The sequence below is a fragment of the Cellulomonas sp. PS-H5 genome (genome assembly GCF_019265565.1).
GTDB lineage: Bacteria > Actinomycetota > Actinomycetes > Actinomycetales > Cellulomonadaceae > Cellulomonas.
Genome location: NZ_JAHVCI010000002.1, coordinates 66945 through 82031, shown reverse-complemented (window position 1 = coordinate 82031; position 15087 = coordinate 66945). Strand labels below are relative to the sequence as shown.

The window sequence follows — 15087 nt, the reverse complement described above, 5'->3', positions numbered from 1 at the left end:
GCCGTCTGCCATAGTGACGCACAGGTCCGTCACAAGGAGCGAGAGGACGTCCATGTCGAACGACGGCAGTGCCACGCCGGAACCCGGGCAGCAGCCCGAGCAGCAGCCCGGCAGCAGCGCCTGGCCCACGCCGGGCAGCGGCACCGAGCGGCCCGCCGCCCCCGCGCCCTCGGGCTACGAGGCCACCCCGGCCTCCGGCCCCGCACCCTCCGGCTACGAGGCCGCCCCGTCGTGGCCCACCCCGCCGACGTCCGGCTCCGACGCCCCCACGGCGGCGTACCCGACCACGCCCACCGCGGCGTACCCCACGGCCTCCCCGTACGGCGCCCCCGGCCAGGACGCGCCGACTGCCGCGTACCCGACGTCGGGCGCGCCCGGCTCCGACGCGCCGACCGCCGCGTACCCGGCGTCCTCGCCGTACGCCGCGCCCGGTGCCGGGCAGGGCTCCGCCCCGCAGGAGGGCGGCTACCCCGCGCCCGGCTACCCCGGGCAGGGCGGCGCGTCCGCGCAGCCGGGCGGCGACCCGGCGCAGCAGCCGGGCGGCGGGTACCCGGCCCCGGGTGCGGGCTACCCCGCTCCCGGCGGCTACCCCGCGTCCGGTGGGGGCTACCCCGCGCCCGGCAGCGGCTACCCCGGCGGCGGCTACCCGCAGGCCCCCTACTCGCCGAACCAGTACCAGCAGGCGCCGCGGACCGACGGCGTGTCCATCGCCGCCCTCGTCACCGGCATCCTCGGGACCGGCGTCGTGGCGATCGTGCTCGGCATCCTCGGCCTGCGCCGCACCAAGCGGGACGGCACCCAGGGCCGCGGCCTCGCCATCGCCGGCCTCGTCCTCGGCGGTCTGGGCGTGCTCAGCTGGGTCGTCATCGGCGTGACCGTCGGCGCCGCGATCGCCTCGCACAACAACCGCATGGCCGACCTGCGGTCGTCCTGCGCCTCCGGTGACATGGAGGCGTGCGACGACCTGTACTTCGACTCGTCGTCCGGCTCCGACGACGAGGAGTTCGGGAACACCTGCGGCGGTCGCACCGACGGCAGCACCCTGTGCACCTCCGTCGACCCGACCCGGTGGGCCTACGGCGACGACGCCGAGCTCGACGGCCTGTGGGACGGCTGCGCGTCCGGCGACCTCGCCGCGTGCGACTCCCTGTGGTCCGCGGCGCCCTCCGGCTCGGAGTACGAGGAGTTCGGCCGGACCTGCGGCGGGACCACCGACGGCAGCAGCTACTGCGACTCCGGCGCGACCGACGGCACCGACGAGGGCACGGACGAGGGCACCGACCTCGGGAGCAGCACCGGCGCGCAGACCTACGGCGACGACCCCGAGCTCGACGCCCTGTGGGACGCCTGCCAGGGCGGCAGCGGCACCGCGTGCGACGACCTGTACTGGGCGTCGGACCTCGGCACGGAGTACGAGTCGTTCGGCTCGACCTGCGGCAACCGCGTCGAGTACGCGATCAGCTGCGAGAGCGAGATCGGCGGCTGACGCCTCCCGCCTGCGCACGACGGCCCCGGGGCAGCACGCCCCGGGGCCGTCGTGCGTCGGGGGGCGTCGCGCGTCCCGGCGTGCGGGGCGTCCCCGTGCCGGCGCGCCGAGCGGGTCAGCGGTCGACCGGGCCCAGCCACGCGTTCGCGACCGTGCTGTGCGCCGACTCGTCGTCGGACGGGTGGAACAGCCCCGCGAGGACGTCCCGGTACAGCCGGCCCAGCTCGCTCCGGGAGAAGTACGACCCGCCGCCCGACACCCGGATCGCCCGGTCCACGACCTCCCGGGCCGTCTCCGTGGCGCGCACCTTGAGGCCGACCACCTTCGCGAACCACAGCGCCCCGTGGTCCACCGCCTCGTCGACGTCCCGGGCCAGCGCCCACACCTGCGGCTCGATCCCGTCCTGGGCGATCGCCGCGTCCGCCACGCGCCACCGGATGTCCGGGTCCTGCGCGTAGCTCCGGCCGTCGTTCTTCATCGACGTCCGCCGGTGCGCGGCCGCCACGGCGAGCTCGAGCGCCCGCCGCCCGATGCCGGTGTACACCGCGGCGAGCAGGATCTCGAACACCTGGAACAGCGCGAGCACGTACGGGTCGGCGCTCGGGCCGGGCGGCAGCGCGCGGAACACCCGCCCCGGCGCCGCGTACGCGCCGTCGAGCACCGTCGTGCAGGACTGCGTCGCCCGCATGCCGAGCGTGTCCCAGTCGTCCTTCGTCTCGATCCCGCCGCCCGCCCGGGACACGACCCCGTGCACCAGGCGCGGGCCGTCCGGGTGGTCCTCGTCCAGGCCGAACGTCGCGAGCCGGGTCCACACCGGCGACAGCGACGTGAAGATCTTCGTCCCGTGGAACCGGTAGCCGCCGTCGGGCTGCCGCTCCGCCCGGGTGCGCGAGGCGAACATGACGAGGTCGTTCCCCGCCTCGGAGTTGCCGAACGCGAACACCTCCCCCGCCGCCGCGTCCCGCAGCACGAACTCCAGCGAGTCGTCGCCGCGCGCCGCCAGCACCGCGGCCATCCCCGTCACCACCAGGTGCATGTTCACCGACAGCGCCGTCGCGGGTGCCGCGCCCGCCAGCCGGACCTGCTCCCGCGCGACCTCCTCGAGCGTCAGCCCGGCGCCGCCCAGCGCCTCCGGCACGAAGGCCCGCAGGTACCCGGCCTCGCGCAGGTCGTCCAGGTCCGCGTGCGGGAAGGTGTTCTCCCGGTCGTGCACCGGCGCCCGCTCCGCCGCGCGGGCCAGCAGGTCGTCGGTCAGCAGGGTGCGCGGTGCCGCGGTGCGGGTCATGCCGTCCACTCTGCCACCGCCGTCCGGGTCCGCGGGCCGGGCCGGCGGGCCGGGTCGGCGGGGTCGTGCGGCACCGGGGCGGGGCCTGGTGCGGCAGGATGGCGGCATGGCCACCTTCGCCGTCCGGTACACGTACGACCAGCGCGCCGACCTGCAGGACGAGGTCCGTCCCGAGCACCGAGCCTACCTGCGGGGCCTGGCCGACCGCGGCCTGCTGCGCGGGTCCGGCCCGTTCACCGACGGCGCGCCCGGCGCGCTGCTCGTCTTCGAGACCACGGACCGCGCCGCGCTCGAGGTGCTCCTCGCCGACGACCCGTTCGCGCGCGCCGGCGTCATCGCCGACGTCGAGATCCGGGCGTGGAACCTGATCCTCGGCCCCTGGGCCTCGGCCGGCTCCTGACGGACCGGGCCGGTCAGGCGCGGCGGTCGGCGTCCTCGGTGTCCGCCGTGCGCCCGGCGGGTGCCGCCGCGGTGGCCCGGCGCTCGTCCCGGCGCGACGCCGCGATGCTCGTGACCGCGGTGAGCCCCAGGGTCACCACGATCACCGCCAGCGACACCCACGACGGCAGCTCCGGCGCCCAGCCGACCGGCTCGCCGCCGTTGACGAACGGCAGGGAGTTCTCGTGCAGCGCCTGCAGCACGAGCTTCACGCCGATGAACCCCAGCAGCACACCGAGGCCCACGTTGAGGTAGCGGAGCCGGGTCAGCAGGCCGCCGAGCAGGAAGTACAGCTGCCGCAGGCCCATCAGCGCGAACACGTTCGCCATCAGCACCAGGTACGGCTCCTGGGTCAGGCCGAACACCGCGGGGATCGAGTCGAACGCGAACAGCAGGTCCGTCGCACCGATCGCCACCAGCACGAGCAGCATCGGCGTCACGTGCCTGCGGCCGTCGACCTTCGCGGTCAGCCGGACGCCGTCGTACCCGTCGGTCGTCGGCAGGAACCGCTGCACCACGCGCACGAGCGCCGGCGCCTTGTAGTCCTCCGCCGCCTCGTCCGCGTCCTCCCCCACGCCCTCGCGGGCGACCTTCACGGCCGTCCACACCAGGAACGCGCCGAACAGGTAGAACACCCAGGAGAACGACGCGATCGCCGCCGCGCCGATCCCGATGAACACCCCGCGGAACACCAGCGCCAGGATGATGCCGATCAGCAGCGCCGTCTGCTGGTACTGCCGCGGCACCGCGAACCGGCTCATGATCAGCAGGAACACGAACAGGTTGTCGACCGACAGCGAGTACTCCGTCAGCCAGCCGGCGACGAACTCGCCCGCCGGGCCGCCGCCCCACACGAGGGCGACGACCACGGCGAACACCAGCGCGAGCCCGATGTACATCCCGAGGTAGCGCAGGCACTCCGCCGTCGTCGGGATGTGCGGCCGCCGGCCCACCACCGCCACGTCCACGATCAGGACGGCGGCGGCGAGGCCGAGGGACACGACCCAGACGAGCGGGGAGACGTCCATGCGCGGGTCAGTGCTCCTTGGTGGCGGCGGGCTCCTGCTCGTCGGTCAGGGCAGGAGCGGCGTCCCGGTCGCGCCGGGTCTTGGCCAGGCTCGCGACGGTCGCGACGGTGAGCGTACCCAGGATCACGAGCAGCGACAGCCACGTGGGGATCTCGGGGGCCCACTCGATGTGCTCGCCGCCGTTGATGAACGGCAGCTCGTTCACGTGCATCGCGTGGAACACCAGCTTCAGGCCGATGAACGCCAGGATGAACGCCAGGCCCTTGTTCAGGTACACCAGGCGCTCCAGCAGGCCGCCGATGAGGAAGTACAGCTGGCGCAGGCCCAGCAGGGCGAACGCGTTCGCCGTGAACACGATGTACGGCTCCTGCGTCAGGCCGTAGATCGCCGGGATCGAGTCCAGCGCGAACAGCACGTCGGTGGCGCCGATCGCGACCATGACGACGAGCATCGGGGTGATGAAACGCTTGCCGTCGATCTTCGTGGTCAGGCGGTCGCCGTGGTACTCATCCACCGTCGGGAACACGCGCTTGAGCAGGCGGACCGCGACGCCGTCCTTCTCCTCGCCGGCATGCGCCAGCTCGTCGTCGTCGTGCTTCTCCTTGGCCAGCTTCACGCCGGTGTACACGAGGAACGCGCCGAAGATGTAGAACACCCAGGACCACTGCTCGATCGCCGCGGCGCCGAGCAGGATGAACACCGTGCGCAGCACCAGCGCGATCACGACGCCCACCAGCAGGACCTTCTGCTGGAACTCCCGGGGCACCGCGAACTTCGTCATGATGATGAGGAAGACGAACAGGTTGTCGACCGAGAGGCTCTTCTCGGTCACGTACCCCGCGAAGTACTCCGTCCCGTGGTCCCAGCCCCAGACGAAGCCGAGCCCCACGCCGAACACGATCGCCAGGCCGACGTAGACCGCCGACCAGATGGCCGCCTCACGGAACGACGGCGCGTGCGGCGTGCGCACGTGCGCGAAGAAGTCGAACAGGATCATCCCGACGATCGCGACGGCGGTCGCGATCCAGACCCACAGGTCCACGGACATAGAGCATTCCTCCGGTACAGACGGCTGAAGATACGGCTGAGTACCGGAGGTCTCTCCCACCCGTAGAACGGGCCGACGTCCCGGGTCGGCGTCGTCGACGACCGTGATGACGGGGGCGTCGTGTCGGGATACTCCCCTCCACTGCGTGCGCCAGCATAGGTCATGGGTCCTACGCGCACCTCGCGGCGCCCACGGAGCGGCGTGTGACGCGCGTCATGCCTGGTGAGGCAGCGTGTCTCGGACCGCCCTGCGCGCGGTCACGTCACGCAGAACTCGTTGCCCTCCGGGTCGGCCATGACCACCCAGGCGCCCTCGCGGGGGTCGTCGACCTCGCGCAGCACGGCCGCGCCGGCTTGGACGAGGGCTGCCGCGTGCTCCTTCGCGGCCGCGAGCTTGGCCGCGCGGTCCTCCCGGTCGACGCCCTGGGCCGCCGAGTAGCGCACGTCCAGGTGCACCCGGTTCTTCACCGTCTTGCCCTCGGGCACGCGCTGGAAGAACACCCGCGGGCCCGCGCCGGCGGGGTCCACGACCGCGTAGGCCAGGTCTCGGTCCTCGGGCGGGAAGCCCCAGGCGTCGAGGGCCGCGTCCCACGAGTCGAAGCCCGCCGGTGGCGGCTCCTCGACGTAACCGAGCGCGAACGCCCAGAACGTGCCGAGCGCGCGGGGCGACCGCGCGTCGATCACGACCTGCACCTCGAGCGCCATGCGTGCCTCCGATCGTCGGTGGTGCGTCCCGCCGCTCCTCGGATGGCGTGGCAGGCCGTGCGCCCGGGGGCGCGGGTCAGGCCGTCGCGGCGTGCATCTGCCGCAGCTCCTTCTTCAGCCCGGAGATCTCGTCGCGCAGCCGCGCCGCGAGCTCGAACTGCAGCTCCCCCGCCGCGACGTGCATCTGGTCGGTCAGCTCCTGGATGAGGCCGGCGAGCTCGCCCGCCGCCGCGCCCGCGAGCTTCGTGCGTTCCGTCGGCGGCCCGGCCTTCGAGCCGAGGCCCGGGACCGGCGCCTTGCCGCGGCTGGCCTGCCGGCCCGCGCCGCCGAGCAGCTCGGCGGTGTCCGCGTCCTCGCGCGCGAGGAGGTCGGTGATGTCGCCGATCTTCTTGCGCAGGGGCTGCGGGTCGATGCCGCGCTCGGTGTTGTAGGCGATCTGCTTCTCGCGGCGGCGGTCCGTCTCGTCGAGCGCGAGCTGCATCGCGGGCGTGATCTTGTCCGCGTACATGTGGACCTGGCCCGAGACGTTGCGGGCAGCGCGGCCGATCGTCTGGATCAGCGACTTGCCGGACCGGAGGAAGCCCTCCTTGTCCGCGTCGAGGATCGCGACCAGCGACACCTCGGGCAGGTCGAGCCCTTCGCGGAGCAGGTTGATGCCGACCAGCACGTCGTACTCGCCCATGCGGAGCTCGCGGAGCAGCTCCACGCGGCGGAGCGTGTCCACCTCGGAGTGCAGGTAACGGACCCGGACGCCCTTCTCCAGGAAGTAGTCCGTGAGGTCCTCGGCCATCTTCTTCGTCAGCGTCGTGACGAGCACGCGCTCGTCCTTCTCGACGCGGAGCCGGATCTCCTCCAGCAGGTCGTCGATCTGGCCCTTCGTGGGCTTCACGACCACCTGCGGGTCGACCAGGCCGGTCGGGCGGATGATCTGCTCGACCACGCCGTCGGACATCGCGAGCTCGTAGTCACCGGGCGTCGCCGACAGGTAGACCGTCTGGCCGATGCGCTCGACGAACTCCTCCCAACGGAGCGGTCGGTTGTCCATCGCGCTGGGCAGCCGGAAGCCGAAGTCGACGAGGTTCCGCTTCCGGGACATGTCGCCCTCAAACATCGCGCCGATCTGCGGGACCGTCACGTGCGACTCGTCGATGACGAGCAGGAAGTCCTCGGGGAAGTAGTCGAGCAGCGTGTTCGGCGCCGTCCCCGGCGCGCGGCCGTCGATGTGCCGCGAGTAGTTCTCGATGCCCGAGCACGACCCGATCTGGCGCATCATCTCGATGTCGTAGGTCGTCCGCATGCGCAGCCGCTGGGCCTCGAGGAGCTTGTTTGCGCGCTCCAGGTCCTTGAGGCGCTCCTCGAGCTCGTGCTCGATGCCGTTGATCGCGCGCTCCATGCGCTCCGGGCCGGCGACGTAGTGGGTCGCCGGGAAGACGTGCACCTGCTTCTCGTTCCGGACGACCTCGCCCGTCAGCGGGTGCAGCGTCTGGATCGCCTCGATCTCGTCGCCGAAGAACTCGATGCGGATCGCCAGCTCCTCGTACACCGGGATGATCTCCACGGTGTCGCCGCGCACCCGGAACGTGCCGCGGGTGAACGCCATGTCGTTGCGGGAGTACTGCATCGAGACGAACTGGCGCAGCAGCGCGTCGCGGTCCACCTGGTCGCCGACGTCCAGCGTCACCATGCGGTCGACGTACTCCTGCGGGGTGCCCAGGCCGTAGATGCAGGACACCGAGGCGACCACCACCACGTCGCGTCGGGTCAGCAGCGAGGACGTCGCCGAGTGCCGCAGGCGCTCCACCTCGTCGTTGATCGACGAGTCCTTCTCGATGTAGGTGTCCGTCTGCGCGATGTACGCCTCGGGCTGGTAGTAGTCGTAGTACGAGACGAAGTACTCGACCGCGTTGTTGGGCAGCAGCTCGCGGAACTCGTTGGCGAGCTGCGCGGCGAGGGTCTTGTTCGGCGCCATGACCAGCGTCGGCCGCTGCAGCTTCTCGATCAGCCAGGCCGTCGTCGCCGACTTGCCGGTACCCGTGGCGCCGAGGAGCGTGACGTCCTTCTCCCCCGCCTGGATGCGCTGGGCGAGCTCCGCGATGGCCTGCGGCTGGTCACCGGAGGGCTGGTACTCGGACACCACCTCGAACGGGGCGACGGTGCGCTGCAAGTCGGTCACGGGACGCATGCGTCAACCGTACGACGCGGGTCTGACACACGCCCCGGGCAGGGGGTCGGGTTCGCCGAGGGCGTGGCCGCTTGGCGGCTCGAGGCGGCGGCTCGAAGCGGCGGCTCGAGGCGGCGGCTCGAAGCGGCGGCTCGAGGCGGCGGCGCGGCCGGGGCGCGGCGGGGTGAGCGGGGCGCCCTGTGGCGGAGCACCGCGGTCCCGGTGGGCGTGGCGCAGGGCCGGTGGCGCTCGGTGAGCGGGCGCCGAGTCCTCCACAGGCTCGGTGTCGTGCGTCGTCCCCAGGCGGCGGCGCGCGCTCCGGGAGCGTGTCGGCGGCGGGTCATAGCGTGGCTCACATGGCCGATGACGTGCAGGAACGCAACGCACCCGACCTCGACGGCGGCGACGCCGACGCGGTCACCGGTGGCGCGGTTCCCGGCGACGGCCTCGGGGAGCGGCTGGACGCGATGCCCGCCGGGGCGGCCCTGCTGGCCGAGCTGGAGGGCCTCGACCTGGGCGCGCTGCCGTCCTACGAGCTGCCCGAGGTCGTCGTCCAGGCCCGGCGGATCGCCGCGCACGCACACGCTCTCGAGACCGCCGCGGCCGCCACGCTGGCGCGACACCCCGACCTACGGCACCCCGACCTGGCAGCGGTGTGCCGGTCGCTGCCCGAGGGCACCGCGTTCGTGCACGCCGACATCGCCGCCGCCGACCTGTCCGCGCGGCTCCTGGTCCCACCGGCCGAGGCCAAGATGCTCATCCGTGAGGGCCGCGCCTACGCCGACGCCCTGGCCGACACCGGTGTCGCCCTGGCCGACGGGCGGATCGACCCGGCCAAGGCCCGCGCGATCGTGCAGGGCGCCGGGGACGAGCCCGCGCACGTCGCAGCCGCCGTCGAGGCCGAGGTGCTGCCGCGCGTGGCGGGTCGCTCGGTGAAGCAGGTCCGCGCCGACGTCGCCCGGGCGCTGAACCGGGTCGACCCGGACGGAGTCGCCGACCGGCACCGGGCCGCTCGCGACTGCCGGGTGGTCTCCCGGCCGCGGATCCTGCAGGACGGGATGGCAGGTCTGTGGGCCGTGCTCCCGGCGGCCGAGGCCGTTCGCGTCGACGGCATGCTCGACGCCCTCGCCCGACGGTCCCGCGAGGCCGGGGACGCGCGGACGCTGGACCAGCTCCGGGCGGACGAGCTCGTCGACCGGCTGCTGGGCCGGTCCCAGCACGTCGTGGCACCTGACGGCACCGTGCTGCCGTCCCAGCGCGGCTGGGCCTACGAGGACCTGGACGCCTGCGGAGCGCCGGCCGGCGCTGCGGGGGCGGCCGCGCTGACAGGGGTCGCGCCGCTGGACGGTGAGGAGCGGGAGGGCGACGCGAGGGAGGGCGAACCGACGGAGACCGCCCCGGCGGAGGCCGCCCCGGTGGCGGCCGCCCCGGCCCACCCTGGGCACGTGTGCCCGAGCGGCCCGCGGACCGTCGTGCACGTCACCCTGGCGCTGTCGACGCTCATGGGCGCCGACGACGAGCCCGGCGAGCTCGCCGGGTACGGCCCGATCGACGCCCAGCAGGCCCGCGCGATGGCCCTGGACCTCGGATCCACCTGGCAACGCATCGTCACCGACCCGCTGTCCGGGACCGTCCTGGACGTCGGACGCACCACCTACCGGCCACCGGCCGCCCTGGCCGACCACGTCCGGCACCGCGACAAGTACTGCACCGCACCGGGCTGCCCCGTGCCCGCCGCCCGGTGCGACCTCGACCACACAGTGGAGTACCACCCGCCGGCCGACGGCTCACCGCCCCGACCGCTCGGGTCGACGTGCGCCCACAACCTCGGGCCGCTGTGCCGCACCCACCACCGGCTCAAGACCGCCGGCATCCTGCGCGTGTGCCAACCCACCGCCGGGGAGTTCCTCTGGCGCACCCCCACCGGCCACGCCTTCCGCGTCAGACCCGGCACCGAGGAGCCGACCATCCACCTGACCGGACGGCCGCATCCTCCAGCACAGCCGCCGTACTAGGAACGACCCGAGCAGCACCCGCGCCGAGCAGCATGGTCGGCGCTGGGCGGCCCGACGCGCCCGGTGGGCGCCTCCGTAGCCGCCCAGCAGGATCAGGCCAGCGTGCCCGCAGCCAGCCGGACGTCCTCGGTCGTCCGCAGCGCAGCGCGCAGCACGGCCCGCAACCCCTCCGCTGCCGCCTCCACGCCCAGCGACGCCGCGCCGACGGGCACCTGCTCGGGCAACCTCGGCACGTGCACGAAGCCGCCGCGCGCCCCCGGGGCGCGTCCTGCCGCGAGCTGGTCGGCCAGGGCGTAGGCGATCGTGTTGCAGACGAACGTACCGGCGCTGTTCGAGACCTCGCCCGGGACGCCCGCCTCGCGCAGCGCCGCCAGGCAGGCCTTGACCGGCAGGGTCGAGAAGTACGCCGCGTCGCCACCGGGGACCACGGGCACGTCGACGGGCGCAGCGCCGTCCTCGTCGGCGATGCGGGCGTCCTGGACGTTCACGGCCACGCGCTCCACCGACACGGCCGACCGTCCGCCTGCCTCGCCGACGGCGACGACGAGGTCCGGCCGGACGTCGAGCAGGAGCTCCGCCAGGCGCCGCGGGGCACGCGCGAAGGAGACGGGCAGGAGGGCCGTGACGAGGGCAGCACCCTCGGCGGTCTGGTCCCACGACTCCGCGACCTCGCGCACAGCGGCCCAGGAGGCGTTGACCTCCTGCTCCTCGAACGGCTCGAAGCCGGTGAGCAGCACGGTCGGCACCGCCCCGCCGCCCCCACCCCGGTTCGCTCCCGCCAGGCGATCCGGCATCGTCCCGTCGTCGGTCTGCTCGGCGCCTCGGGTCACGGGGCGTCCACCTCCTGCTCGTCGTGCCGCTCGGCGGCGAGTCGGTCCCACAGGGCGTCGACCTGCTGCTGCAGGTCCTCGGGCGCGCCGGAGCCGTCGAGGACGACGTCGGCGACGGTCAGGCGCTCGTCGTCCGTGGCCTGGGCGGCGATGCGCCGCTCGGCCTCGTCCCGCTCGAGGCCCCGGGTCCGCACGAGTCGCTCGACGCGCAGGACGGCCGGGGTGTGCACGAGGACGACGAGGTGGAACGCGTCGGCGCGCCCGGTCTCGACGAGCAGCGGCACGTCGTGCACGACGACGGCGCCGGGATCGGCGGTCGCCGCGGCGGCCTCCCGCTCGGCGGCGAGCCGGCGCACGACGGGGTGCACGATGCCGTTGAGGCGTTCGCGCGCGTCGGCGTCGGCGAAGACGACCGCGCCGAGCGCGGGCCGGTCGAGGGTGCCGTCGGACAGGAGGACGCCGGCACCGAAGGCCTCGACGACAGCCGCCAGCCCGGCGGATCCCGGCGCGACGGCGTCGCGGGACAGCTGGTCGTAGTCGATGAGGACGGCGCCCCGCGCGGCGAGGCGCTCGGCCGCGACCGACTTGCCGGCCGCGATCCCCCCGGTCAGTCCGATGCGCTGCATCGCCCCATCGTGCCGTGCCGGGGCGCAGGACCGCACCTCACCGGTCGCGTGCAGCCCCGCGCCGCCGGAGCTCGCGGGTGTTGTCCACGAGGATCCAGACCGCCGCCACGACCTGGAGGCACGCGATGACCAGGGACAGGGTCCGCCCGTCCTGCACGGCGAAGACCGCGAGGACCACCCCGCAGGCGGCGAGGATCGCCGCGGCCACGAGGGAGGTCCGGAGTCGGCTGGTCGAGGCGTCGGCGCTCCGCATGCCCCGACTCTGTCAGACCCGCCCGCCCCTGCGCAGGCGTTCGGCCGGGAGGTCGGCCGCGCGTCAGCGCACGGTGTGCCCGGTGGCGCGCAGGTGGTCCTTCACCTGGCCGACGGTGAGCTGCCCGAAGTGGAACACGCTGGCGGCGAGGACGGCGTCGGCGCCCGCGTCGGCGGCGGCGGCGAAGTGCTCGACGACCCCGGCCCCGCCGGAGGCGATGAGCGGGATCCGGACCTCGCGCCGGACGTCGCGCAGCATGTCGAGGTCGAAGCCGGCCTCGGTGCCGTCGGCGTCCATGGAGTTGAGCAGGATCTCCCCCGCGCCGAGCTCGGCGGCCCGCACGGCCCACGCGACGGCGTCGATGCCGGTCCCCCGGCGGCCGCCGTGGGTGGTGACCTCGTAGCCGGAGTCGGTGCGGGTGTCGCCGGTGACGCGCCGGGCGTCGACGGAGAGGGTGAGGACCTGGCTGCCGAACCGGTGGGCGATCTCGGCGATGAGCTCGGGCCGGGCGATGGCGGCCGTGTTGACGCCGACCTTGTCGGCGCCGGCGCGCAGCAGCTTGTCGACGTCGTCGGCGGACCGGACGCCGCCGCCGACGGTGAGGGGCACGAAGACCTCCTCTGCGGTGCGGCGGACGACGTCGTAGGTGGTCTCGCGGTCGCCGGAGGAGGCGGAGACGTCGAGGAAGGTGACCTCGTCGGCGCCCTCGGCGTCGTAGCGGCGGGCGAGCTCGACGGGGTCGCCGGCGTCGCGCAGGTTCGCGAAGTTGACGCCCTTGACCACGCGGCCGGCGTCGACGTCGAGGCACGGGATGACCCGGAGGGCGACGGACACGCTCACTCCCCTTCCGGCGCTTCCGTGGCGCCCGTGTCGTCGCCGTCGGCCGCGGGGGCGCGGGTGGCGAGGAGGTCGATGACGAAGACGATGGTCTGCCCCTGGAGCTCCTCGCTCTGGGTGGCACCGAGGGCGTAGGACGGCGGGACGACGACCATGACCTGGCTGCCGACGGTCTGCTCGACGAGGGCCTCGGACCAGGCGGGGACGTCGTCGAGCGGGAACGTGTTGGGGCTTCCGTTGGTCCAGGTGGAGTCGAAGGCCTCGCCGGTGGACCACACGAAGCCGGTGTACTGGACGGTGATGACGTCGCCCTCGGCGACCTGGGCGCCGGTGCCGCGCAGGAGCGGCTGGACGACGAGGTCGGACGGCGGCTCGGTGCCGGTGGGCGCGAGGGACGGGGCGCCGTCGTCGTCGAGGGTGACGGCGGGCATGCCCTCGCGCGGGGCGACGGGCTCGCCGGCGGCGCGGATGGGCAGGACGTCGAGCACGGTGACGGTCGGGTAGGACGAGGCGCTGGCGTCGGAGGCGGGGCTCAGCTGGAGGAGGCGCGCGCCGACCTTCTGGCCGGACAGGGTGGCGTACAGGTCCTTGCCGAGGTCCTCCTCGGTGAGGAGCCGCGGGGTCGGGCTGGAGGTGTACGACTCCTTGACGAGGGAGGCGTCGGCGGCGTCCTCGAGCCAGAAGTCGAGCAGGACGGGTCGCCCCTCCACGAGGTCGGGCCCGGTGCCGGGCCAGACGACCTCGTGGCTCGACTCGGTGATGCTGAGCGGGGTGCGGTAGGTGACGGTGGGGGCGGCGCCGGCGTCGCCGGTCACGACGACCTCCGGCGGTTCCGGCTCCTGCGCGGAGCAGGCCGCGAGCAGCAGCATCGCCGCGGCGGCGCAGGCGGCCACGAGTCGTCGCACGTCGTTCCTTCCGAGGGTCCTGCAAGGTGCGCGCCCACTGTACGGGTCCCGGCACCCCCCTCCGGACGCCCCCTCGGTCGGGTCCGGTGAAGACCCGGCGGGGCCGCGGTCACATGGACTCGATGAGCCGCTCCACCCGGTCGTCGACGTTGCGGAAGGGGTCCTTGCACAGGACGGTGCGCTGGGCCTGGTCGTTGAGCTTGAGGTGGACCCAGTCGACGGTGTAGTCGCGCCGGGCCTCCTGGGCGGCCTGGACGAACTCGCCGCGGAGCTTGGCGCGGGTGGTCTGCGGGGGCACGGAGGTGGCCTCGAAGACCTCGACGTCGGTGGTGACGCGCTCGACGAGCCCGCGCTGGGCGAGCAGGTTGTACAGGCCCTCGGTGCGGGAGATGTCGTGGTAGGCGAGGTCCATGCGCGCGACGCGGACGTCGGACAGGTCGAGGCCGTGCTTGGCGCGGTACCGCTCGATGAGCCGGTACTTGATCACCCAGTCGAGCTCGCGCTCGACGAGGGACAGGTCGCCGGTGCGCAGGGCGCGCAGGCCGCGCTCCCAGAGCTCGAGCACCTGCTTGACCTCGGGGGTGACGTCGGTCTCGGCGGCGACCCAGTCCTGGACGCGGCCGAGGTACTCCTCCTGGAGGTCGACGGCGGTGACGGTGCGTCCGCTCACGAGGGTGACGGGGTGCATGCCGGTGACGTCGTGGCTGATCTCGCGGATGGCCCGGATGGGGTTCTCGAGGGTGAGGTCCCGCATGGGCAGCCCGGCCTCGACGAGCCGCAGGACGAGGTCGGTGGAGCCGACCTTGAGCATGGTGGTCGTCTCGGACATGGAGGAGTCGCCGACGATGACGTGCAGCCGGCGGTAGTGCTCGGCGTCGGCGTGCGGCTCGTCGCGGGTGTTGATGATGGGCCGGGACCGGGTGGTGGCCGAGGAGACGGACTCCCAGATGTGGTCGGCGCGCTGGGACAGGCAGAAGACGGCGCCGCGCGGGGTGGCGAGGACCTTGCCCGCGCCGGTGAGGATCTGCCGGGTGATGAGGAACGGCACGAGGACGTCGGACAGCCGGGAGAAGTCGCCCTGCCGGCGCACGAGGTAGTTCTCGTGGCAGCCGTAGGAGTTGCCGGCGGAGTCGGTGTTGTTCTTGAACAGGTGGATGCGCCCGGAGAGGCCCTCGTGCTCGAGCCGCTGCTGGGCGTCGGCGACGAGGCCCTCGAGGATCCGCTCCCCCGCCCGGTCGTGCGTGACCAGCTGGCGCCAGTCGTCGCACTCGGCGGTGGCGTACTCGGGGTGGGAGCCGACGTCGAGGTAGAGGCGGGAGCCGTTGCGCAGGAAGACGTTCGACGAGCGGCCCCACGCGACGACCTTGCGGAACAGGTAGCGCGCGACCTCGTCGGCGGACAGGCCGCGGCCGTCCTCGGCGGCGCAGGTGACGCCGTACTCGGTCTCCAGGCCGAAGATGCGTCGGTCCAT

The 15087-nt window shown here is 73.7% G+C and carries 14 protein-coding genes; 3 read left to right on the top strand and 11 right to left on the bottom strand.

The genetic code is table 11. The annotated features are described in order from the left end of the window. Positions 1-52: 52 nt before the first annotated feature. Positions 53-1486, top strand: a complete 1434-nt coding sequence (locus J5O08_RS01630; protein WP_218705094.1) for a DUF4190 domain-containing protein — start codon at positions 53-55, stop codon at positions 1484-1486. A gap of 115 nt (positions 1487-1601) precedes the next feature. On the opposite strand, the gene J5O08_RS01625 is transcribed toward J5O08_RS01630, so the two are convergent. Beyond that, positions 1602-2771, bottom strand: coding sequence for an acyl-CoA dehydrogenase family protein (locus tag J5O08_RS01625; protein ID WP_218705093.1), 1170 nt, complete (start codon positions 2769-2771; stop codon positions 1602-1604). Positions 2772-2877: 106 nt separating this feature from the next. Between J5O08_RS01625 and J5O08_RS01620 the strand changes: the two genes are divergently transcribed. Continuing rightward, positions 2878-3171: a YciI family protein gene (locus tag J5O08_RS01620; RefSeq protein WP_218705092.1), complete on the top strand. Its 294-nt coding sequence runs from the start codon at positions 2878-2880 to the stop codon at positions 3169-3171. 13 nt (positions 3172-3184) lie between these two features. Here the strand turns inward: J5O08_RS01620 and J5O08_RS01615 are convergent, their stop codons facing one another. The 4 genes from J5O08_RS01615 to uvrB form a co-directional block, all read right to left on the bottom strand. Continuing rightward, the gene (locus J5O08_RS01615; protein WP_218705091.1) at positions 3185-4237 is read right to left on the bottom strand and encodes a TerC/Alx family metal homeostasis membrane protein; all 1053 of its coding nucleotides are present in this window, start codon (positions 4235-4237) and stop codon (positions 3185-3187) included. Positions 4238-4244: 7 nt separating this feature from the next. Continuing rightward, positions 4245-5285 (bottom strand): TerC family protein, encoded by a 1041-nt coding sequence (locus tag J5O08_RS01610; RefSeq protein ID WP_218705090.1) that lies wholly within the window; start codon positions 5283-5285, stop codon positions 4245-4247. A gap of 257 nt (positions 5286-5542) precedes the next feature. Then, complete coding sequence (locus J5O08_RS01605) at positions 5543-5989, bottom strand: VOC family protein (RefSeq protein WP_218705089.1); 447 nt, start codon at positions 5987-5989, stop codon at positions 5543-5545. Positions 5990-6065: 76 nt separating this feature from the next. Further along, entirely contained in the window at positions 6066-8171 is a 2106-nt protein-coding gene (uvrB, locus tag J5O08_RS01600; RefSeq protein WP_147796623.1) for an excinuclease ABC subunit UvrB, read from the bottom strand. 335 nt (positions 8172-8506) lie between these two features. On the opposite strand from uvrB, the gene J5O08_RS01595 reads away from it, so the two are divergent. Further along, positions 8507-10165, top strand: a complete 1659-nt coding sequence (locus tag J5O08_RS01595; protein WP_218705088.1) for an HNH endonuclease signature motif containing protein — start codon at positions 8507-8509, stop codon at positions 10163-10165. Positions 10166-10257: 92 nt separating this feature from the next. Here J5O08_RS01595 and pcp read toward each other — a convergent pair whose 3' ends face one another. The 6 genes from pcp to pafA form a co-directional block, all read right to left on the bottom strand. Next, positions 10258-10995, bottom strand: coding sequence for a pyroglutamyl-peptidase I (gene pcp / locus J5O08_RS01590; RefSeq protein WP_308281240.1), 738 nt, complete (start codon positions 10993-10995; stop codon positions 10258-10260). Continuing rightward, complete coding sequence (gene coaE, locus J5O08_RS01585; RefSeq protein ID WP_218705087.1) at positions 10992-11621, bottom strand: dephospho-CoA kinase; 630 nt, start codon at positions 11619-11621, stop codon at positions 10992-10994. Before coaE ends, pcp begins: the two co-directional genes overlap by 4 nt. A 37-nt stretch (positions 11622-11658) precedes the next feature. Further along, positions 11659-11874 (bottom strand): hypothetical protein, encoded by a 216-nt coding sequence (locus J5O08_RS01580; RefSeq protein WP_218705086.1) that lies wholly within the window; start codon positions 11872-11874, stop codon positions 11659-11661. Between the two features lie 63 nt (positions 11875-11937). Further along, positions 11938-12708 carry an imidazole glycerol phosphate synthase subunit HisF gene (hisF, locus tag J5O08_RS01575; protein WP_218705085.1) on the bottom strand — a complete coding sequence of 257 codons (771 nt, stop codon included), beginning with the start codon at positions 12706-12708 and terminating at the stop codon, positions 11938-11940. Between the two features lie 2 nt (positions 12709-12710). Beyond that, the gene (locus J5O08_RS01570; RefSeq protein ID WP_218705084.1) at positions 12711-13616 is read right to left on the bottom strand and encodes an FKBP-type peptidyl-prolyl cis-trans isomerase; all 906 of its coding nucleotides are present in this window, start codon (positions 13614-13616) and stop codon (positions 12711-12713) included. A 109-nt stretch (positions 13617-13725) separates the two neighbouring features. Then, positions 13726-15087, bottom strand: coding sequence for a Pup--protein ligase (gene pafA / locus J5O08_RS01565; RefSeq protein WP_218705083.1), 1362 nt, complete (start codon positions 15085-15087; stop codon positions 13726-13728).

Excerpts from the sequence above, each read along its gene's own strand:
- J5O08_RS01630 (WP_218705094.1), top strand. The coding sequence starts at position 53 with ATGTCGAACGACGGCAGTGCCACGCCGGAACCCGGGCAGCAGCCCGAG.
- J5O08_RS01625 (WP_218705093.1), bottom strand. The coding sequence starts at position 2,771 with ATGACCCGCACCGCGGCACCGCGCACCCTGCTGACCGACGACCTGCTG.
- J5O08_RS01620 (WP_218705092.1), top strand. The coding sequence starts at position 2,878 with ATGGCCACCTTCGCCGTCCGGTACACGTACGACCAGCGCGCCGACCTG.
- J5O08_RS01615 (WP_218705091.1), bottom strand. The coding sequence starts at position 4,237 with ATGGACGTCTCCCCGCTCGTCTGGGTCGTGTCCCTCGGCCTCGCCGCC.
- J5O08_RS01610 (WP_218705090.1), bottom strand. The coding sequence starts at position 5,285 with ATGTCCGTGGACCTGTGGGTCTGGATCGCGACCGCCGTCGCGATCGTC.
- J5O08_RS01605 (WP_218705089.1), bottom strand. The coding sequence starts at position 5,989 with ATGGCGCTCGAGGTGCAGGTCGTGATCGACGCGCGGTCGCCCCGCGCG.
- uvrB (WP_147796623.1), bottom strand. The coding sequence starts at position 8,171 with ATGCGTCCCGTGACCGACTTGCAGCGCACCGTCGCCCCGTTCGAGGTG.
- J5O08_RS01595 (WP_218705088.1), top strand. The coding sequence starts at position 8,507 with ATGGCCGATGACGTGCAGGAACGCAACGCACCCGACCTCGACGGCGGC.
- coaE (WP_218705087.1), bottom strand. The coding sequence starts at position 11,621 with ATGCAGCGCATCGGACTGACCGGGGGGATCGCGGCCGGCAAGTCGGTC.
- J5O08_RS01580 (WP_218705086.1), bottom strand. The coding sequence starts at position 11,874 with ATGCGGAGCGCCGACGCCTCGACCAGCCGACTCCGGACCTCCCTCGTG.
- pafA (WP_218705083.1), bottom strand. The coding sequence starts at position 15,087 with ATGGACCGACGCATCTTCGGCCTGGAGACCGAGTACGGCGTCACCTGC.